The organism is Sorangium aterium, assembly GCF_028368935.1.
In the GTDB taxonomy this organism is placed as follows: domain Bacteria; phylum Myxococcota_A; class Polyangia; order Polyangiales; family Polyangiaceae; genus Sorangium; species Sorangium atrum.
This window is the reverse complement of sequence record NZ_JAQNDK010000001.1, coordinates 1347811-1368200: the sequence shown is the minus strand read 5'-3', so window position 1 is coordinate 1368200 and position 20390 is coordinate 1347811. Positions and strand designations below refer to the sequence as shown.

Here is a 20390-nt window from a genome sequence, read left to right as displayed (position 1 = left end):
ATGCGCGCGCGGCCCAGCTTCAGGCGACGGGTGCGGGCGATCGGGGGTGCCGCGGCGCTGCTCGTCGCGGCTGCCGGCTCGACCGGATGCGAGGAGCTCGGCGAGATCTCCCCGGGCGTGTGCGGCAACGGCGTCATCGAGCCGTCGCGCAACGAGGACTGCGACTGCTTCGAGGCCAGCGAGCCCTGCGAGGTGACGACGCGGGATGCGCAGGGCGCGGCCTCGAAGACCATGTGCAACCCGGCCGGAAGCGAGAACGAGTGCCGCTTCTCGTGCGACGACGTGGACCACGAGTGCCCGAGCGGGTGGGGCTGCGGGGTCGACCGCGTGTGCCGCGTCTCCACGGGCAATTTCAAGCCGCTCGGCGCCGCGCTGCCGCTCGGCGCGCAGCGGCTGATCACGGGTGATCTCGACGGCGACGGCCGCGGCGACCTCGTGGGCGTCGGCTCGACGAGCCTCGAGGCGCTCTATTTCGATGCGAACAGCACGGTGGGGACCCAGGTGTCGATCCCCTCCGCGGGGGACACGCCCGCGCTCGCGCGCCTCACCGACGACGGGACGACGGACATCGCGCTCAGCGTGGGGCCTGGCGTGGCGATCCTGAGCGGCGAGCCCGGCCGCACGTTCGCGCCGGTCCCCGTGCTCGCGTCGGTGTTTCGCCTGGGTTCGCTGCTCGGCGCGGCGTCCGAGACGACGACGCTCCGCGGCGCGCGGCTCTTGCCCGTCGGAAGCACGCGCGAGGACGGACAGACGTGGGTCGCCCTGGTCGTCGGGACCGACATGCGTGGGGCGGCGCCGGAGGACGTCATCGCCGTCGTGCAGGGGTCGGAGAGCGGCCGGCTGTCGCTCATCGATCGGCAGCGCGGGCTGCGCGACCTCGCCGGCCCGCTCGCGAGCGCGGAGCTCGGCGGCGGCCCGCTCCACGAGGTGGTCGTCGCCCTCACGGACGACTCGGCCGTGCATATCTACTCGCCGGACGACGGCGCGCACACAGCGGTGGAGCTCCCGGCCGGCGCGCGGCTCGCGGGCGCGGCCTTCCTCCGGGACGTGACAGGCGACGGCGTCCTCGATCTGCTCGTGGGCGCCACGTGCGCGCAGCCTGACTCCCGCTTGCCCGCGGACGCGCCTTGCTACGAGCTCGACGTCGCCGAGGGCGCAGGCGGCGGCGCGTTCGGCGACATGGCGCCGTACGGCGATCTCTCGTACCCGGCGGGCGACATGAGCTCCGAGCGCTTGCCCGGCTTCGGGGCCCCCGTCGCGATCGGTGATCTCAACGGCGACGGCGTGATCGACATCGTGGACCCCGACGCCGTGAGGCTCGGAGAGGCCCGGCCGTCTCCTCCCTACCAGGTCGAGTTCGGCCGGCTCGCGCCGGCGAACGGCCGGCGCTGGACCAGCGCGGTGATCGCAGACCTGACCGGCAACGGCGCGCCCGACGTCGTCGCCGGCTCCGCGGACGCGACGGATCTGACGTTCTTCAACGGCGTCCCCGGCGCGCAGGCCTCCGACTTCAAGCTCAACGAGCTCAAGATCCCGACGCTGGGCAACGTCTCGAGCTTCGTCGTGGGCGACTTCGACGGTGACCTCCTGCCGGACCTCTCGTTCGCCGAGAGCGCCGGGAGCTCGCTGTCGAGCGCGGATCACCCGACGCTGGCCGTCTGCTTCGGCCGGTACATGAAGGCGCCGGAGCCGCCGGTGCGGCTCGGCGCCTTCGAGGGGCTCCTCGACATCGCGGCGGTGCGGCTCCCCGAGCCGGACGACGCCGTGGACGACATCAGCGTGCTCTTCTCGCACGGCGGGGACGTCGCGTTCAGCCTCATCGAGGGCAGCAGCTCGCGGTCGCTGCTGCCGCCGCTGCCGCTCGTCCGCTCGGGCGACGTGCGGCAGGCAGGCGAGCTGCGCGCCGTGAGGAGCATCGCCGGCCGCTTCGGGGGCGATCGGGCGGAGGTCGCCTCGCTGACGATCGCACCTCCGAGCCCTGGCTCCTCCCGGGGCTCGGCCGAGCTCTGGCTCCTGCCGGCGGTCGACTCGGGCGCCATCGCCATGGTCGACGAGGCCAAGCACCGCGTCTCGCTCCCCGCGGAGCTTGTTCCCTCCCGGGAGCCCGCGTGGGCGCTGGATGGGGTCGCCGTCGATCTCGACAGCGATGGAACCGATGAGCTCGTCCTCTCGCTGCCGATCGAGGTCGCGGAGGAGGACGCGGCGGCGGGGGCGGGGACGCCGGCCCTGGCCGGCGCGATCGCCCTCGTGCGCCGTAGCGCGAGCGGCGCCTTCGAGGCGCCGGAGGCGGCCTTCGCGCCCGCGCCTCACAGGCTGTACGGGGGGCTCCGCGCCGGCGACATGGACGGCGACGGGCACGCGGACGTCGTGGGCATCGCGTACGAGCTGGCGCCAGGTACCCGCAGGATCACCGCGAGCCGGCTCGCCGTCTTCTGGAACACGGGCGATGGCGCGATCGAGGCGCCGATCGAGCTCGAGGCGCCCGACCCCGGTCTCGAGGACCTGGCGAGCGAGGTCACCAGCGCCGACTTCGCCCGTGTGGACGCGGGGGCGGGGAGGTCGCTCGTCGTGCTGACGCGCAGCGCGGCCTACGCGCTCGACGTGTGCAGCGAGGGCGCGGCGGACTGCCATGACCTCGGCCAGCGCGAGCTCCGCAAGCTCGATGGCCTCCCCGGCGGCTCCGCGATCGCGACGTGCGACGTCCTCGGCGATGGGGTCGACGATCTCGCGGTGCTCAGCGACGGCGCGCTCCGCGTCCACGAAGGAGTCCCGATCCGCCGATGAAGACCTCGCTATGCGCCGTGCTCATGGCCCTCGCGGCGACCGCGCTCGCGCCGAGCGCGGCCTCGGCGGAGGAGGACATCGAGCAGGCGAAGGCGCTCTACAACGCCGGCGCCCAGGCCTACGCCGCGACACGGTACCGCGACGCGGTGCAGTCGTTCGAGGCGGCGTACAGGAAGGCGCCGCGCCCCGCCCTCCTGTTCTCGCTGGCCCAGGCCTACCGGCGCCTGTACGTGGTCGAGCAGAGCCCCGAGGCGCTGCGGGCGGCCATCGCGAACTACCGGCGCTACCTGGAGCAGGTCCCGCAGGGCGGGCGACGAGCGGACGCGACCGACGCCCTGAGCGAGCTCGGGGTGATGGCCGCGCGCCTCGAGGCGAGCGCTCCGTCGTCGCCCGCCGCGCCCGCCGCGGCGGAGGCGACGCCGGCCGACGTCAGGCCGCGGACCCGCATCAACGTCACCTCGCCGACCGCGGGGGCCCGCGTGTCCATCGACGGCGGCGCGCTGGCCGACGTGCCGCTGATGGCCGAGGTGCAGCCGGGCAAGCACCGGATCAAGATCACGGCCGACGGCCACGTCGACGAGGAGCGCGAGGTGGTCGCGATCGAGGGGGACATCCTCGGGATCGACCGGGAGCTGCGCGAGCGGCCGGCGCTCCTCCAGGTGAAGGCCCCGGTCGGCGCGCAGGTCACGCTGGACGGGCGCCTCGTCGGCACGACGCCGCTGCCGCCCCTCCAGGTCGCCCCTGGCAAGCGGTTCTTCGTCGCCACGAAGAACGGCCACACGCCGTTCTCGCGCGAGCTGACGCTCCGCCGCGGCGAGCGCCGTCTCGTCGAGGTGAGCCTCTCGAGCTCCTTCCAGCGGAAGATGTCCTATGGCCTCGTCGCCGTGGGGGTCCTGTCCGCCGGCGTCGGCGTGCTGACGCTGACCTCGAGCCTCGCTGAAGAGGAGACGGCGCGCGAGATCGCGGACAAGCGCGCGGTGCAGGGGATCTCCGAGGAGGAGCTGGGCGACTACCAGGCTCACCTCGACACGCGCGACGAGCTCGCGAACGCGACCATGGGCCTGTTCGGCACGGCCGCGGCGTTCGCCCTCGGCGGCTTCGTGTTCTACGCGTTCGACACGCCGAACCCGCCGCCGCTGCCCGCGCGCACGGACCGCGCGCCCGCGCGCACGGGCGGCCCGATGCTCGAGCTCTCGGCCGCGCCGATCCTCGGGCCGGGGCTCGGCGGGGCAGGGCTCGTCGGCCGGTTCTGGTGAAGGCACCGCAGCGCTCCGGGCCGCCGAGGGCGGCCGTCGCGGACGAGCGGCGGCGATCGATCGCGAGCTAGCGGCTGTATTGGGGAGGAGGTCGACCCGAGCGACGCGCGGCGCTGCGCGGGCGTCGCGGGCCCGCGGGGGAGGCGTCGAACGACGCCTTCGCCCCGCGCGCCCGCCTTCGCTCGATCAGTTGGGGAACCCGTCGAACTGGCAGGTCAGGCTGCAGCCGTCGCCGCCCGTGCGGTTGCCGTCGTCGCACGCCTCGTAGGCTCTCTGCACCTTGCCGTCGCCGCAGTACGGGCCGTAGACGCAGCCCGGCGCGCACTTGCCGTAGCCGCCGGTGTTCTTGCCGTCGCCGTCGTCGCACTGCTCCGGGCCGTTGCGGATGCCGTCGCCGCAGCGCGGGCCGAGCTGGCAGCGCGGGCCGCACTGGCCGTAGCCGCCGTCGTTCTTGCCGTCGTCGCACTGCTCGCCGGGCTGGACGACGCCATCGCCGCACTGCCCGCCGAGGCGGCAGTTGTTGCTGCAGCCCGTGGCCTCGTTCGGGGGATCGCACTGCTCGCCCCACTCCTCGTCGACGCGGCGGTCACCGCACTTCGCCGCCGGGCTGCAGTCGGGCATGCAGCTCCCGTAGAAGCCGTCGTTCACGCCGTCGTCGCAGGTCTCGGCGCCGTTGACGCGGCCGTCGCCGCAGTACGGCCCGTACTGGCAGAGGGCGTCGCACCCGTCGTATTCGCCGCTGTTATTGCCCTCGCCGAGATCGCAGTCCTCCTCCACGGGCTGGACGATGCCGTCTCCGCAGCGCGGCCCGAAGATGCACGAGGGACCGCACTTGCCGTACTCGCCGTCGTTGATCCCGTCGTCGCACTCCTCGCCGAACTGCGGCTGGATCACCCCGTCGCCGCAGTGCGCGCCGAGCCGGCAGCTCACGCAGTTCGGGTCGGTCGTGCTGTCGCACTCCTCGCCCCAGTCCGCGTCGACGCGGTTGTCGCCGCACCTCGGCGCCGGCGTGCAGCCCGGAGCGCAGGTGCCGTAGGTGCCGTCGTTCACGCCGTCGTCGCACGCCTCCGCGCCGTTCCTGATGCCGTCGCCGCAGTACGGCCCGTAGTCGCAGGTCGCGGTGCACCCGCCGTACCCGCCGGTGTTCTGCGCGCTGCCGAGATCGCAGTCCTCCTCGCCGGGCTGGACGATGCCGTCGCCGCAGCGCGGCCCGTTGAGGCACGCGGGGCCGCACTGGCCGTACCCGCCGTCGTTGACGCCGTCGTCGCACTCCTCGCCGAGGTTCGGCTGCGTGATCCCGTTGCCGCACTGCTTGGGGAGCCGGCAGCTCACGCAGCTCGGGTCGGCCGCGTTGTCGCACTCCTCGCCCCACTCGGTGTCGACGCGGTTGTCGCCGCACCTCGGCGCCGGCGTGCAGCTCGGGTTGCAGGTGCCGTAAGCGCCGTCGTTCTTGCCGTCGTCGCACCCCTCGGCGCCGTTCCTGATGCCGTCGCCGCAGTACGGACCGTAGTTGCAGGAGGCGGTGCACCCGCCGTACCCGCCGGTGTTCTGCGCGCTGCCGAGGTCGCACTGCTCTTCCTCGAACTGGACGATGCCGTCGCCGCAGCGCGGCCCGTAGAGGCACGAGCGCCCGCATTCGCCGTACCCGCCGTCGTTGACGCCGTCGTCGCACTCCTCGCCGAGGGCCGGCTGCGTGATCCCGTTGCCGCACTGCGGAGGGAGCTGGCAGTTCAGGCAGTTCGGGTCGGCCGCGTTGTCGCACTCCTCGCCCCACGCGGTGTCGACGCGGTTGTCGCCGCACCTCGGGGCCGCCGTGCAGTTCGCGTTGCAGGTGCCGTAAGCGCCGTCGTTCTTGCCGTCGTCGCACCCCTCGGCGCCGTTCCTGATGCCATCGCCGCAGTACGGGCCGTAGTTGCAGGTCGCGGTGCACCCGCCGTACCCGCCGGTGTTCTGGGCGCTGCCGAGGTCGCAGCGCTCTTCCTCGGACTGGACGATGCCGTCGCCGCAGCGTGGCCCGTAGAGGCACGAGCGCCCGCACTGGCCGTAGCCGCCGTCGTTGACGCCGTCGTCGCACTCCTCGCCGAGGTCCCGCTGCGTGGTCCCGTCGCCGCAGTGCTCGCCGCGCTGGCAGCTCACGCAGTTCGGGTCGGTCGCGCTGTCGCACTCCTCGCCCCAGTCGGCGTCGACGCGGTTGTCACCGCACATCGGCGCCGGCGTGCAGTTCGGGTTGCAGGTGCCGTAGAAGCCGTCGTTGACGCCGTCATCGCACCCCTCTGTGCCGTTCCTCCTGCCGTCGCCGCAGTACGGCCCGATCTGGCACTCGCGCGTGCAGCCGCCGTAGCCGCTCGTCGTGTTGCCGGAGCCGAGGTCGCACGCCTCGTACGGCGCGTTGACCGCGCCGTCGCCGCACCGGGGCGGGGCCACGCACCCCGGCGCGCAGGCGTTCGAGGCGTTGGCGTACGTGCTGTTGTTGACCCCGTTGTCGCAGGTCTCCATGCCGTTCCTGACGCCGTCGCCGCAGTACGGACCGAGCTGGCAGTTGTTGCACTGGCCGTAGCCCGTCCCGTTCTTGCTGCCGTCGTCGCACTCCTCGCCCGGCGTCACGACCGGCGGGTCGACCCCGCACTGCGGCGTGCACACCGACGTGCCGGCGCTGAAGCCCGACAGCGTGAGCTGGTAGTTCGACCCGGTGACGTGGCGCTCGGCCTGAAACACCGCGATCTCGTAGACCTTGCCCGGCTCGAGGTTCAGGTCGACGTCGTAGGGCGTGCGGGCGTCCGCAGGGCAGGTGTTCTGGGTGCAGGGGGTCACGCGGGCGTCGCCGTTGTCCAGGATGGTCACGCTCTCCTGGAGTTGCCCGTGGATGCCGCCGATGTCCGCGGTCAGCGTGTTCTTGATGAACACCCAGACGTCGTCATCGCCGAAGAAGGTGAGCACCGGATCGGCCGCGGCGCCGTTCGGCGTGAACTGGAACCAGTACCGGACCTCGCTCGTGAAGTAGTAGTTGTGCGAGGGGTTGCTCTGCTGCGCCTTCTCCAGCCTGGCGGAGACCAGGTTGTTGAGCACGGGATCGCCATTCGGCGGGGTGGGGTCCACCGGCCAGAACGGGCTCCGCTGGTACACGTACCTGCCGGCCTGCGGGGTCAGCTCGATGGAGGTGACGAGCGTCCTGTTGTACGTCGCGTTGTCCCGGTACCACCACTGGAAGTTGTTCTGCCCCGTGGTCCACCCGTTCGCGTCGCTCGGCGTGACGAAGCCGGGGCCGAACCTGCTGACGGGCTTGCCGGCGGCGTCGAGCGTCGGCTGGACCATCTTGTCGATCTGATTGCCGCTGGGATCGATCTCGAAATCGAAGTGCCCGACGAGGGTGTCGTTCAGGTTGTTGTCGCACGCGGTGTTGCTGACGGTGCGGTCGTACGAGGTCGGGCACCAGCCGATGAAGTCGCGGATGACCATCGGCAGCCGCATCTCGCTGGGCTGAACGGCGCAGGTGTAGCCCGGCTCGATCGTGCACGTGGCGGAGCAGCCGTCGCCGCTCACCGTGTTGCCGTCGTCGCACGCCTCGGTGGCGTCGCCCGGCAGGAGCATGCCGTCGCCGCACTTCGAGATGCACGCGCCGCCGCTGCAGTTCGGCTCGCCCTTGCAGTCCGGTGTGCATCCGTCGCGCCAGTTGCCGTTGCCGTCGTCGCAGGCCTCGGTCCCCTCGCGAACGCCGTTGCCGCAGACGGAGAAGCCCGTGCAATCCTGGGGCTCTCCGTTGTCGCAGACGCTCCCGGGCTCGATCCGGCAGGTCTCGTCGCAGCCGTCGTCCGAGAAGGGATTGCCGTCGTCGCACTGCTCGGCGCCGTTCTTGACGCCGTCGCCGCAGACGGTCTTGCAGGGGAACCCGACGCGCGAGCAGTCCCACCCGTCCTCGATAGTCTGGCAATCGGCGCTGCATCCGTCGCCGCTCGCCGGGGGCTTCTGCCCGTCGTCGCACACCTCGGTGCCGCTGATCTTGCCGTCGCCGCACACGGGCGGCGGCGGCGGGGTGCAGCGCCCACCGCCCGGCGGGCACGTCCAGCCGACCTCGATCTTGCACTGCGCGGTGCAGCCGTCGCCGCCGACAGGGTTTTCCCCGCCGCCGTCATCGCACTGCTCGCCGAGCTGCACCGCGCCGTCGCCGCAATAGGTCCTCACGGTGCAGGGCTGGCCGGGCTTGCAGATCCAGCCCGCTTCGAGCCGGCAATTCGCCGTGCAGCCGTCGCCCGACGCGGGCGGTTTGCCGCCGTCGTCGCACTCCTCGCCGTTGTTCACCCGCCCATCGCCGCACTGGAAGACGAGGACGCAGGCCTTGCCCGGCTCGGGGCACACGTACGCCGGATCCACCGTCTTGCAATCCGCGCTGCAGCCGTCGCCGCCCGCGGTGTTGCCGTCGTCGCAGAGCTCGCCGGGGTTCACGGTGCCATCGCCGCACCGGAACAGGAGCACGCAGGGCTGCCCCGGGGTCGGGCAGCTGTAGAAGGACTCCTGCCGGCACAGGCTCGAGCAGCCGTCGCCGCCCGCGGTGTTGCCGTCATCGCACTGCTCGCCGGTCTCCTTGAGGCCGTTGCCGCAGGCCGGCAGCCGCGTGCACGGCTGGCCCGGCAGGCTGCACTGATACCCCACCTCGCGCATGCAGTCCGCGCTGCAGCCGTCGCCGCTCCGGGTGTTGCCGTCCTCGCACTGCTCGCCGTCGTTCACGCGGCCGTCACCGCACCAGTAGAGGAGGGTGCAGGGCTGACCCGGCGTCGTGCACGTGTAGATCGGGTCCACCCCGCTGCAGTCGGCGCTGCAGCCGTCGCCGCCCACGGTGTTGCCGTCGTCGCAGACCTCGCCCGGGCTGAGCACGCCGTCGCCGCACCGGATCAAGAACTCGCAGGGCTGCCCCGGGGTCGCGCAGTTGTAGAAGGCCTCCTGCCGGCACAGGCCCGAGCAGCCGTCGCCGCTCGCGGTGTTGCCGTCATCGCACTGCTCGCCGGTCTCCTTGAGGCCGTTGCCGCAGGCCGGAAGGCGGGTGCACGGCTGACCGGGGCGGCTGCACTGATACCCCTCCTCGCGCATGCAGGTGGCGCTGCAGCCGTCGCCGCTCCGGGTGTTGCCGTCCTCGCACTGCTCGCCGTCGTTCACGCGGCCGTCGCCGCACCAGTAGAGGCGGGTGCAGGGCTGACCCGGCTTGGGGCAGGTGTAGATCGGGTCGACCGCCTTGCAATCCGCGCTGCAGCCGTCGCCGCCCACGGTGTTGCCGTCGTCGCAGACCTCGCCCGGGTTGATCGCGCCGTCGCCGCACCAGTAGAGGAGGGTGCAGGGCCGACCCGGGGTCGGGCAGGTGTAGAAGGCCTCCTGCCGGCACAGGCTCGAGCAGCCGTCGCCGCTCGCGGTGTTGCCGTCATCGCACTGCTCGCCGCTCTCCAGGGCGCCGTTGCCGCAGACCGGCAGGCGCTCGCACGGCTGCCCGGGCCGCGAGCACACGAAGCCGGGCTCGCGCATGCAGGTGGCGCTGCAGCCGTCGCCGGACGCGGGCGGGTCGTCGCCGTCCTCGCACTGCTCGCCGTTGTTCACGCGCCCGTCGCCGCAGCGATAGAGGAGGATGCAGGGCTTCCCCGGCTCGGAGCACGCGTAAAGCGGGTCCAGCGTCTTGCAGTCGGCGCTGCAGCCGTCGCCGTCCTGGGTGTTGCCGTCGTCGCAGATCTCGCCCGGATCCACCGCGCCGTCGCCGCACCGGATCAGGAGCTCGCAGGGCTGCCCCGGCGTCGTGCAGACGTAGAAGGACTCCTGTCGGCAGAGGCTCGAGCAGCCGTCGCCGCTCGCGGCGTTGCCGTCGTCGCAGAGCTCGCCGGCCTCCTTGATGCCGTTGCCGCAGACCGGCAGGCGCTCGCACGGCTCCCCGGGCTTCGGGCATACGAAGCCCGCCTCCCGCTTGCAGTCCGCGCCGCAGCCGTCGCCGGACCTCTCGTTGCGGTCGTCGCACTCCTCGGAGCCGTTCACGCGGCCATCGCCGCAGTCGTAGAGCAGCGTGCACGGCTCGCCCGGCCTCGGACAGACGTACGAGGGATCGACGAAGATGCAGTCTGCGCTGCAGCCGTCGCCGTCCGCGGTATTGCCGTCGTCGCAGAACTCGCCGGGATCGACAACGCCATCGCCGCACGCGATGGTCAGCACGCACGGCGCGCCGGGCGTCGGACACGCGCAGTAAGGCTCGATCTCGCACAGACCGGAACAGCAATCGCCGGGCAGGCTGTTGCCGTCGTCGCACGCCTCGCTGGCCTGGTTGATCTCGCCGTCGCCGCAGGCGGGCTCCTGGGGCAAGAGGCACTCGGGGGGCGGGTCGTCGACGGCGCAGGGATCGGGCCCGCCGCCGCTTCCGCCGCCGCCGGAGGCGACGCCCGAGCCGAAGTCACTGCCGCCGGCGCCGCCGTCGCCGGAGCCGCTGGAGGTCACGCTCCCCGCGCCGCCTGTGCCAGGCTCGCCCGTGGAGGGCGCGCCCCCACCACAGGCGGCGACTATTTGCAGCAATCCAACGGCCAAAGCCAGATAAGACGTTCTCAAACTCACGACACACCTCGACGAACACGAGCGGCTGCGCTCGGGCAGGACCAGGACGAACACGAGCGGCTGCGCTCGGGCAGAAAGGCCGACGACCCGTTTCCAGGGTAGCCCGGCCGCCCTTCGCACCTCTAGGCGAAAATCACCTCATCCTGCGCCACTCGGCCACTCCCGCGCGGGTTCCCGTTCGCAGCGGAGTCTGCGGAGCGCCGCTGACGAATGACGCGCGTTGCGCGACGCAGCGACGGATGGACACGGTGTTTCATTTCAGCTGCTGGTGCACGGGCGCGCGGGCCAGGCTGGCAACCCGGTTCGGTCTTGACATTCGCTCTGCGACGGGACGTCGGAGATGGTTTGCGTCCCAAGAGGGCGCGGAGATCTCCGCGCCCCGCGGATCCCGGCGACGGCGCGCTATCCGCCTGCTCGCCCGAGCACGCCGCCGAGGCCCATCCACGCGATGTACGCCCGCTGCACGTCCGCTGTCTTTCGGTTGATCTCCTCCACGGCGCCGTTGCCCAGCGGGTCGAGCACGGTGCGCAGCGGCCGCTCCCCGGCCGGCAGCGCCGTGAGCCTCAGGATCGCGTCCGCGACCTGCTGCGGGTCCGGCGGGCCTTGGCGCTTCATCGTCTCGATCACCGGCTTCCACAGCTCGGTGGCGAGCGCGAACAGGGGGCCATACTCCGCCGCTCGGGCCTCGTCGGCCTGCATCGCGTTGGCCATCACGCCGGTCGTCGGGAACGCGCCCGGCTCGACGATGGCGACGTCGATCCCGAGCGGCGCGAGCTCGTAGCTATAGCACTCGGCCATCGCCTCGAGCGCGAACTTGCTCGCGCTGTAGTGGCCGAAGAGCGGCGTCACGACCCGCCCGACGGCGCTGCTCACGTGGACGAGGAGGCCGCTCTTCTGCCGCCGCATCGCGGGCAGCACCGCGCGGTTGACGCGCACGGCGCCGAGGTAGTTCACCTGGAACGTGGCCTCGGCCTGCGCCACCGTGAACGCCTCGAGCGGCCCCTGGGACAGGACGCCCGCGTTGTTGATCACGACGTCGACGCCGCCCGCCTCGTCGAGCACGCGCGCCACGGCCGCGTCGACCGAGGCGTCGCTCGTCACGTCGAGCTCGATCACGCGCAGCGCGAGCCCCTCGCGCGCGGCGAGCTCCGCGAGCTCGGACGCCGGCCCCGCGTTCTTCGACGTGATCGCGCGCATCGCGGCGAAGACGCGGTGTCCCGCGCGGGCGAGGGTGACGGCGGTCGCGCGGCCGAAGCCGCTGCTGGAACCTGTGATGAGGGAACGGAGCTCTCGGGTCATTCTCGCGCTCGCTTTCGAAAGGGGGAGCAAGGAGCGTATCGCGCTGGATCCACCCGGCGGAACCGGCGAACGGCGATCGTCTCGCTTCTGCGCGCCGAAATAGTTCCACTGGGCCTGGAGCGATCGACTCGTTAGATGGCCGGGCGGCGCGATGCACCCGCGGATTGCCCTCCTTGACCCCTTTGGGTTGAACCGTATAGTCAGCCAGACGGTCGGGCTGCTCACAAAGCGTGTCTGCCGGACCGTCGAGCCCACGACCGCAGCCCTGCGCGGGTTGTGGACGTGTGCGCCGTGGTTGCATCGTCCACCATCACATCATCGGAGGTTCGAATGGAACACCTGATTCGCCAGATCGCCCAGGATCGTCTCTGGAAGCAGTGGATTGCGGCCAACTCGTCCGGTGGGCCGAGCCTCGACGCCGGCTGCATCTCGCGGAAGGAAGGGTGCATCTCGAAGAAGGCCGGCTGCATCTCGCGGAAGGAAGGCTGCATCTCGAAGAAGGCCGGCTGCATCTCGCGGAAGGAAGGCTGTATCTCGAAGAAGGCCGGCTGTATCAGCTGACGGGGCTCCGGGGGCGCGGGCGAGGCGGCAGGACCATGTTCTTCTTTCCGTGGTCTTCTGCCTCGCTCGCGCGCGCCCGGAAGGATGGGTGCTGCGCTTCTCGATGGCCGTTCAACCTTCTTCCTGGAGTCGACCGATGGACACCCACGGACCGACGCTCGCAGCGATGATCGATCAGGTCAGGGACATCCCTATCTACCGCCAGTCGATCGAGGAGGGCTCCTTCCCGATCCTGGAGAAGCCGGAGATCGCAAGAGGCTTTCCGGACAACTGGATGACCCCGAGGCTCGCCGAGGCGCTGAAGGTCGGCGAGGCAGAGCTCGTGCTCTCGACAGGGACCAACCACGCGCGGATGCAGATCATCCGCCCGCCGTTCTTCCTCCTGAAGTCGTACTACCGGCTGTGGAGCGAGCACCCCGACATCGCTGTCACCTGGCATGAGGGCTGCCAGCGCGCCTCGATCACCACGGTGCTGGCGACCGAGCACGTGGCGCGGCTCGCCGCGAGGCGGCGCGGCGCCGAGGTGCCGGCGCTCCCCAGCCTCGAGGATCGCCGGCTCGACGCGCGGACGCTCTATATCAACCTGCGGCTCGACCCGGCGCTCTGGGATCGCGGCGACGTCGAGCGCATGCTCGCCGAGATGACCGCCGTCCGGGAGGCGCACCCGCGACGCCTTTACCACGTCGACTGCGATGGCTATCACCTGGCTCACCTGGTGAAGAAGGCGCTCGATTTCGGAGCGTGGGAGCGCTTTCCGAGGCCGGCCAGCATCGTTCACGCCTACGAGCTCACGCCGAGGAACGTGCGGCGGTTCCTGGCGCAGCACTTCGAGTGCCCGATCGTCGATCTGTTCGGCAGCACGGAGCTCGGATATCTGTATTACAGCGATCGTCACGGCCGCTACTGGCCTCACCTCGACCAGATGCACCTCGAGCTGATCCCTGTCGAGGAGGGCAGCGCGATCTACAGCCTCATCGTCTCGAGCGTCCGCAACCCCTGCATGCCGCTCATCCGCTATCGCTCGGGCGACTGCGCCGAGACGGTCGACGGCTCCCCCGATCCGCTCCGGATCCGCCGGTTCTGCGGGCGCGAGCGGGAGCTCCTCTGGGCGCAGCCGAGGGGCCCGATCTCGCAGGCCGATCTCGACGACTGGATCGCCGTCTCCGCGCCGTCCATCTTCGTCTATCAGCTCCACGCGGAGGGACAGCGGCGGGGCCGATTGCTCTATACAACCTTCGACGGCGCCCCCGTCGCCCTGGCCGCGGCGCGCGCGCTGCGAGAGCGGATCTGGGAGGGCGCCGGCCTCGACTGCGTCCTCGATCACCGCGCCCACATCGCGATCGGCAAGTCCGGGAAGTACGCATGGCTGGTGCAGGGCGGCGAGGCCGCGGAGCGAGGTGGCTCGTGACGATGGAACGACCCAGGGCGACGGCCGCCGCGCTGAAGGCGCTGCTCGACGGCGCGTTCTTCTCCGGCGTGGTGCGCCATTTCGTGCGGACCACCGGCGAGGAGCCCGCGACCGTCGAGCGCCAGGTGCTCGAATGCCTGCGGTACCTCTACCTGATATCGCGCTACCCGGAGCCGCTGGCCGGGCTGTTCTTGCCCGTGGAGCAGGCGATCGACGAGGTCTGGCACTACCTGATCTTGCAGACGCGGGAGTACCGTGAGCTGTGCGAGGAGCGCCTCCCGGGCCGCTTCTTCATCCATCACCGCAGCCTGCCCTACGAGGACTATCAGGAGGCGCAGGCCAGCCGGGAGCAGGCGATCGAGGAGGCGCTGCGCTGGCTGCCGCTCTACCGGGACGAGTTCGGCCCCTTCGACGAGGGCGCGCTGCCTCACTGGACGATGGTGCGCTTTCTCCACCAGCGCCTGGGCCTCTCTCTCGAGGCGATCGCGGCGCTCGACGCGGGAGACGGGGCCGCCCTGCCTGGCGTGGAGCGCGTCACTTGAGCCGTCAGGCTGTTGTCGTCTCGCCCTCGCCCGCGCCCGCCACGTCCGTCAACACGCTGGTCCTGCTGCTTTGCCAGGTCCTGGGGATCGCTTCTGTGGTGTCGGTCCAGTTCGCCGGCAGCGTGGTCGGTGAGCGGCTCGCGAGGGACATGCGGCTCGCGACGCTCCCGGTCGCCGTGCTCGTGCTGTCCTCGGCCCTGGGCACCTGGCCGGCCAGCCAGCTGATGCGCCGCTTCGGGCGCAAGCCCTGCTTCATCGCCGCGGCGCTCCTGTCCGCCGGCTGCCTCGCGCTCGCGGCGCGCGCGGTGGACCGCTCCGATCTCCCGCTGTTCTGCGCGGCGGTCTCTGGCGTCGGCCTGCACGGCGCCTTCGTGCAGCAGTACCGCTTCGCGATCCTCGAAGGGCAGGAGAGCCACAGGGCGCCGCGCCTCCTGACCATGATCCAGCTCGCCAGCGCGCTCGGCATCGTCCCTGGGATCTCGCTCTTCGGCCTGCTGGAAGGGCGGACGTCCAGCGAGCTGCCCTCTGCCCTGCTCGTCCTTTCGGCGCTCCAGGTCGTCGCGGCGCTCGCGTTCGCCTCGTACCGGCCGCAGGAAGCGCGGGTCGCGGAGGCCTCCGCCGCGCCCGAGGCGGGGGCTCGCGCGCTCTACTGGCCCATGGTGGCGATGGGCGCCGGCGCTTTCCTGGTGATGAGCCTGATCATGGTGCCGACGCCGCTCCAGATGTGCGGCGTCGAGCAGAGCTCGATCCGGCAGGCGGGCTGGGTGATCGAGGTGCACCTCCTGAGCATGTACCTGCCTTCGCTCTCGGTCGGCGCCCTCCTGAAGCGGATGTCGATCGCGGCGCTCCAGGGGCTCGGGCTGCTGTTCCTGCTCGCGGGGTTCGTCATCAGCCTGGCTCCAGGGCTCGAAGGGCACCTGGTCGGGCTCTCGCTGGTCGGCGTCGGATGGTGTTATGTGTTCGTGACCGCGACGACCCTTGTCGCGCGCAGCCGCTCGGGTCCCGAGCGTTTCCGGGCGCAGGGCGTCAATGATCTGTGCGTGTTCGCCGCCAGCGGCGCGGCGTCGCTCTCGTCCGGCGCGCTGCTGGCGGCGCTGGGGTGGAGCGGCCTCGTGCACCTCGGGGTGGCGCTGGTCCTGGGCTTGATGGCGCTTGCGCTTCGTGTCCACCGCGCCTCACGCCCGGCGCCAGCGCAGGGCGGCGCGCGTCTCTGACGCGATCGCGCGGGGCCGCGATCGACGTTTCGCGCATTTTGCGCATTTTGCACCTTTCGCGCCTTTCGCGCGCCCATGTCCGGAGAGGGAGGTGAACATCATGTCTGACATGCAGTCGAATCGTTCAGGAGGCGACCCGGCGCCCGTCGGCCCGCTCGACGCCGTCGTCGTCGGCGCCGGGTTCGCGGGCCTGTACATGCTCTACCGCCTGCGCCGGCTCGGCCTCTCGGTCCGCGTCTACGAGGCGGGCGCCGGGGTGGGCGGCACCTGGTACTGGAACCGCTACCCCGGCGCGCGCTGCGACATCGCCAGCATGGACTACTCCTATTCGTTCTCTCCGGAGCTCCAGCAGGAATGGACGTGGACCGAGCGATACGCCACGCAGCCGGAGATCCTGCGTTATCTCGAGCACGTCGCGGACAGGTTCGAGCTCCGCGCGCACATCCAGCTCCGGACGCGGGTGACCGCGGCTGCCTTCGACGAGGCGACGGATCGGTGGGTGATCCGGACCGACGACGGCGCCAGCGTGTCCGCCCGGTTCTTGATCATGGCGACCGGCTGCCTGTCCGCCGCGAAGGTGCCCGATCTCAAGGGGCTCGAGGCGTTCCGGGGCGAGCGATACAACACGAGCCACTGGCCGCACGGCGGCGTCGACTTCACCGGCAAGCGCGTCGGCGTCATCGGCACGGGCTCGTCCGGCGTCCAGGTCATCCCCGCCATCGCCGAGCAGGCGGCGCGCCTCTTCGTCTTCCAGCGGACGCCGTGCTTCAGCGTGCCCGCGCGCAACGCGCCCCTGGAGGCCGCTCACGAATCGTGGATGAAGGCGAACTACGCGGAGCACCGGCAGAGGGCCCGCGAGACGCGCGCCGGGGTCATCATGGAGGTCGACCCGCGATCGGCGCTGGAGGTGTCGCCCGAGGAGCGGGAGCGCGCGTATCAGGCTCGCTGGGAGCAGGGCGGCACCGGCTTCCTCGCCACGTTCTCGGACGTGATGCGGTCCCGGGAAGCCAACGAGACCGCCGCCGAGTTTGTCCGATCCCGGATCCGCGCGACCGTCCGCGACCCGGACGTCGCCGAGGCGCTCTCGCCGAGGGGGTATCCGCTGGGGACCCGGCGGCTCTGCGTCGACACCGGCTATTACGAGACCTTCAATCGGGAGAACGTCACGCTGGTCGACGTCAGGGCGTCGCCGATCGAGGAGATCACGAAGGCGGGGATCCGGACGCGCAGCGCCGAGTACGCGCTCGACAGCCTCGTGCTCGCCACGGGCTTCGATGCCATGACGGGCGCCTTGACCCGGATCGCGCTCCGCGGGAGGGGCGGCGAGCCGCTCGAGGCGAGGTGGGCCGACGGCCCGCGTACGTACCTCGGCGTCGCCATCGCCGGCTTCCCGAACCTGTTCACGATCACCGGCCCTGGGAGCCCGTCCGTGTTCAGCAACGCGATCGTCTCCATCGAGCAGCACGTGGAATGGATCGCGGACTGCATCGCCTACCTGCGAGAGCGCGGCTTCGCGCGCATCGAGGCCACGGCCGAGGCGGAGGACGGGTGGGTCGCGCACGCAAGAGAGGTGGCCGACGGCACGCTGTATCCGCTGGCCAGCTCCTGGTACGTCGGGGCGAACATCCCTGGCAAGCCGCGCGTCCTCATGCCCTATGCCGGGGGCGTCGGCGCCTACAGAAAGCGGTGCGAGGCGGTCGCGGCTCGGGGATACGAGGGGTTTTGCCTGTCGAGAGCAGGGTAGCCGCGTCCAACCGGGGAGGGCGCTCGTGATGGGCGCGATCGGCGCGGAGGCCGAGCACGGCGGCTCTCGCTCGCCCAGCCCCACCGGCGCCGTTTGCTGGCGCGAAGGAAGACGCGCGAGGGGGGCCATCTGCAGCGCGCGGCCGTCGGCTGCCCATCGCCTGGCGATCGTGGTAGCTGACCGCGGTGCCAGCCACACACGAACCGTCGTATCTGGTCCCGGAGGCCGTCGTCGCCTTCGATGAGGGCGCGCGGCAGGCGGTCTACGACGTCATCGCCCTGCGCCGCGACGTCCGGCAGTTCGAGCCCGGGCGCGCGCTCGACCGGGCTGTCCTGCGGCGCATCCTCGAGGCCGCGCACCTGGCGCCCAGCGTGGGATTCTCCCAGCCCTGGGGCTTCGTCGTCGTGCGTGACGAGGCGCAGCGCGCGCGCATCCGCGAGAGCTTCCTTCGCTGCCGTCAGGCGGAAGCCGCCCGTTTTCCGGCGGGCCGGCGCGAGCAGTACCTCTCCTACCGTCTCGAGGGGATCCTCGAGGCGTCGCTCAACGTGTGCGTCGCGGTCGACCTGAGGCCTCGGGGGGAGGCGATCCTGGGCACCATCGTCCAGCCGGAGGCGGTGCGCGCGAGCGCGTGCTGCGCGGTGCAGAACCTCTGGCTCGCCGCGCGCGCCGAGGGCGTCGGCGTCGGCTGGGTCAGCATCGTGGAGCCCGCCGTCCTCCGCGCCGAGCTGCGCCTCCCGCCGGGCGTGGAGCCGATAGCGTATCTCTGCCTGGGCCACCCGGTCGCCTTCCGGCGGCGGCCGATGCTGGAAGAGAGCGGCTGGCGAGAGCGGCGCGCGCTCGATGAGGTCGTCCACGAACATGGCATCTGGCGAGACCGCGAGGACGCCGCCACGCCGGCGGCGGGCCGCGCGAGCGAGGCGCCGCGCTCATCGCTCCGGACGACGGCGATCCAACCGCTGGACGCCGCCGCCATGGAGGCCTCTCGTGCGCACCAGGCCACGCTCGGCCTGCCGGCGGGCAGCCTGGGGCGGATCGAGCAGCTCGCGGCGTGGTGGGCCGGCGTGCGTGGCGAGATCCCGCTCCCGTCGCCCGCGCCGGGGCTGGCCGTGTTCTGCGCGGACCACGGCGTCGTCGCCGAGGGCGTGAGCGCTCACCCCTCGTCGGCGACGACGGCGAGGCTCGCGGACGTGATGGCCGGGGGCGCGGCGGTCTCGGCGCTGGCGGCGCGCCACGGCGTGCGGCTCGTGGCGGTGGATGTCGGCCTCACGGGCGATCTCTCGGCGCTGCCGTGTGCGCCGGTCGTCCCGCTGGTACCGCGCGTGGTGCGGCGCGGCACCGGAAACCTGCGGCGCGAGCCGGCGATGACGCGCGACGAGGCGGCTCGCGCGATGGGGGCCGGCGCCGAGACCGCCCGCGCGTTCGCCGCGGAGGGCGTCACGCTGGCGGGCGTCGGCGACATCGGGATCGGCAACACGACGGCGGCGACAGCGATCCTGTGCGCCCTCACGGGCGCGCCGCCGGCGAGCCTCGCGGGACCGGGCGCCGGCCTCGACGCGGAGGGCGTCGCGCGCAAGGCCGGCGCCGTCGCCGACGCGCTCGCGCTTCACGCGCCCGATCCCGCGGACCCTCTCGACGTGCTGGCGAAGGTCGGCGGGCTGGAGATCGCCGCGATGGCCGGCTTCGCGCTGGAGGCCGCGCGGCTTCGCGTGGGCGTCGTCGTCGATGGGCTGACGGCGTGCGCCGCGGCCCTCTGCGCCGTCAGGATGGCCCCGGCGCTCCGGCCATGGCTCCTCGCGGCGCACCGCTCGGCCGAGCCCGCGGCGGCCCTCGCGCTCACCGAGCTCGGGCTCGAGCCGCTCTTCGATCAGGGACTATGGGTGGGCGAGGGGATCGGCGCCGTGCTCGGGTTGCACCTCGTCGGCGCCTGCGTCTCGACGCTGAGCGGGCTCGACCCTCGTCGCGAGCTCGCGCGCAGCTCCGGCGCTCACGGGGTCGTGGTCTCCGTCTCCGCCTCGGGCGCCGGATCCTTGTAGAACGCCACGTCGTCGATCCACACGCTGAATTGACGGCTCGCTGCGAAGCGGAACTGGACGGCCCAGATCTTCGTCAGGTCGACCGCCTCGAACGTCTGGCCCCAGCCGGACTGCTTGAGGCTGGCGAAGGGCACCTTGATTTGAGTCCAGCAATTCGTCAGCGAGATGGTCTTGGTGAAGTGATCGCTGCATCCGCCGTCAGCAGAGGTGCAGACGCCGCCATCCTGCCAGGTCTGCGTGTCGACGACGTCCACGAGGACCTTGTTGTAGGAGCCTTTGTCGGCGTAGGCAAAGAAGGTGACGCCGCTGAACTCGGAGGCGTTGTAGAGGCCCAGCTGGGACGACGAAGCGCTGTTCAGCTGGAAGCCGAAGAGGGCTCCCCAGCTCTCGAACAGGTCGTCGGCCACGACGTGCGCTGCCAGCGTGCTCTCGCCGCGCGGCGCTTCGAGGAGGCTCATCACGAACTGCTCGCCGACTCCGGGCGTCTGCGTCCCCTTGCCATCGTTCGCCACGAACCAGAGCCCTTGCCGTGGGTTCGTTTCATCTTCCACTTCGATGATGAAATGGTCGTCATCTTCCATGTCGTCGATCAACGACAGTTCCAGCGTGGGGTCGCCCAGCGGCGGCGCCGGGCATCCGCCCCCTGCTCCTCCACCTCCCGCATCCCCGCCGGCGCCGCCTTCGCCGCCAGCGCCCCCGCCTCCCGCGTCCGTGCCGCCGGCGCCGCCTTCGCCGCCAGCGCCCCCGCCTCCCGCGTCCGCACCGCCGGTGCCGCCTTCGCCTCCGGCGCCCCCGCCTCCGGCGCTGCCGTTCCTTACCTCGTATGACTTATCGAAGCCGAAGATCTGGGCACATCCAACCCCGAGCACCGCAATGAGGCACCCGCTGGTCCACCGCGCAAAAGCTAGCTTGCTGTTCATGGTCATGGAAGGGATCTCCGAGAAGCTTCGGCCAATCACGATAGGACGCTGCGTGC

Annotated in this window: 11 protein-coding genes; 8 read left to right on the top strand and 3 right to left on the bottom strand. The window is 71.7% G+C overall.

Annotated features, from left to right (window positions below; translation table 11 throughout):
* Complete coding sequence (locus POL72_RS04980; RefSeq protein ID WP_272093855.1) at nucleotides 1–2784, top strand: FG-GAP repeat domain-containing protein; 2784 nt, start codon at nucleotides 1–3, stop codon at nucleotides 2782–2784.
* Nucleotides 2781–4040: a PEGA domain-containing protein gene (locus tag POL72_RS04975; RefSeq protein ID WP_272093854.1), complete on the top strand. Its 1260-nt coding sequence runs from the start codon at nucleotides 2781–2783 to the stop codon at nucleotides 4038–4040. Before POL72_RS04980 ends, POL72_RS04975 begins: the two co-directional genes overlap by 4 nt.
* A gap of 186 nt (nucleotides 4041–4226) precedes the next feature.
* Here POL72_RS04975 and POL72_RS04970 read toward each other — a convergent pair whose 3' ends face one another.
* Both POL72_RS04970 and POL72_RS04965 read right to left on the bottom strand, forming a co-directional pair.
* Nucleotides 4227–10574, bottom strand: a complete 6348-nt coding sequence (locus POL72_RS04970; protein WP_272093853.1) for a DUF4215 domain-containing protein — start codon at nucleotides 10572–10574, stop codon at nucleotides 4227–4229.
* A gap of 441 nt (nucleotides 10575–11015) precedes the next feature.
* Nucleotides 11016–11912 carry an SDR family oxidoreductase gene (locus POL72_RS04965; RefSeq protein WP_272093852.1) on the bottom strand — a complete coding sequence of 299 codons (897 nt, stop codon included), beginning with the start codon at nucleotides 11910–11912 and terminating at the stop codon, nucleotides 11016–11018.
* Nucleotides 11913–12242: 330 nt separating this feature from the next.
* Here POL72_RS04965 and POL72_RS04960 point away from each other — a divergent pair, with 330 nt between their 5' ends.
* The 6 genes from POL72_RS04960 to cobT all read left to right on the top strand — a co-directional run bounded on the left by POL72_RS04960 (nucleotide 12243) and on the right by cobT (nucleotide 19414).
* Nucleotides 12243–12473: a hypothetical protein gene (locus POL72_RS04960; protein ID WP_272093851.1), complete on the top strand. Its 231-nt coding sequence runs from the start codon at nucleotides 12243–12245 to the stop codon at nucleotides 12471–12473.
* Nucleotides 12474–12609: 136 nt separating this feature from the next.
* Nucleotides 12610–13881 (top strand): phenylacetate--CoA ligase family protein, encoded by a 1272-nt coding sequence (locus POL72_RS04955; RefSeq protein ID WP_272093850.1) that lies wholly within the window; start codon nucleotides 12610–12612, stop codon nucleotides 13879–13881.
* Nucleotides 13882–13883: 2 nt separating this feature from the next.
* Nucleotides 13884–14423, top strand: coding sequence for a glycine-rich domain-containing protein (locus tag POL72_RS04950; protein ID WP_272093849.1), 540 nt, complete (start codon nucleotides 13884–13886; stop codon nucleotides 14421–14423).
* Nucleotides 14420–15637, top strand: a complete 1218-nt coding sequence (locus POL72_RS04945) for an MFS transporter (RefSeq protein WP_272093848.1) — start codon at nucleotides 14420–14422, stop codon at nucleotides 15635–15637. The genes POL72_RS04950 and POL72_RS04945 overlap by 4 nt, the downstream gene beginning before the upstream one ends.
* A gap of 100 nt (nucleotides 15638–15737) precedes the next feature.
* Nucleotides 15738–17381: a flavin-containing monooxygenase gene (locus tag POL72_RS04940; RefSeq protein WP_272093847.1), complete on the top strand. Its 1644-nt coding sequence runs from the start codon at nucleotides 15738–15740 to the stop codon at nucleotides 17379–17381.
* Nucleotides 17382–17566: 185 nt separating this feature from the next.
* Entirely contained in the window at nucleotides 17567–19414 is a 1848-nt protein-coding gene (cobT, locus tag POL72_RS04935) for a nicotinate-nucleotide--dimethylbenzimidazole phosphoribosyltransferase (RefSeq protein WP_272093846.1), read from the top strand.
* Here the strand turns inward: cobT and POL72_RS04930 are convergent.
* Complete coding sequence (locus tag POL72_RS04930) at nucleotides 19366–20340, bottom strand: CIA30 family protein (protein WP_272093845.1); 975 nt, start codon at nucleotides 20338–20340, stop codon at nucleotides 19366–19368. The two genes, cobT and POL72_RS04930, sit on opposite strands and share 49 nt — an antisense overlap.
* Between the last annotated feature and the right edge of the window lie 50 nt (nucleotides 20341–20390).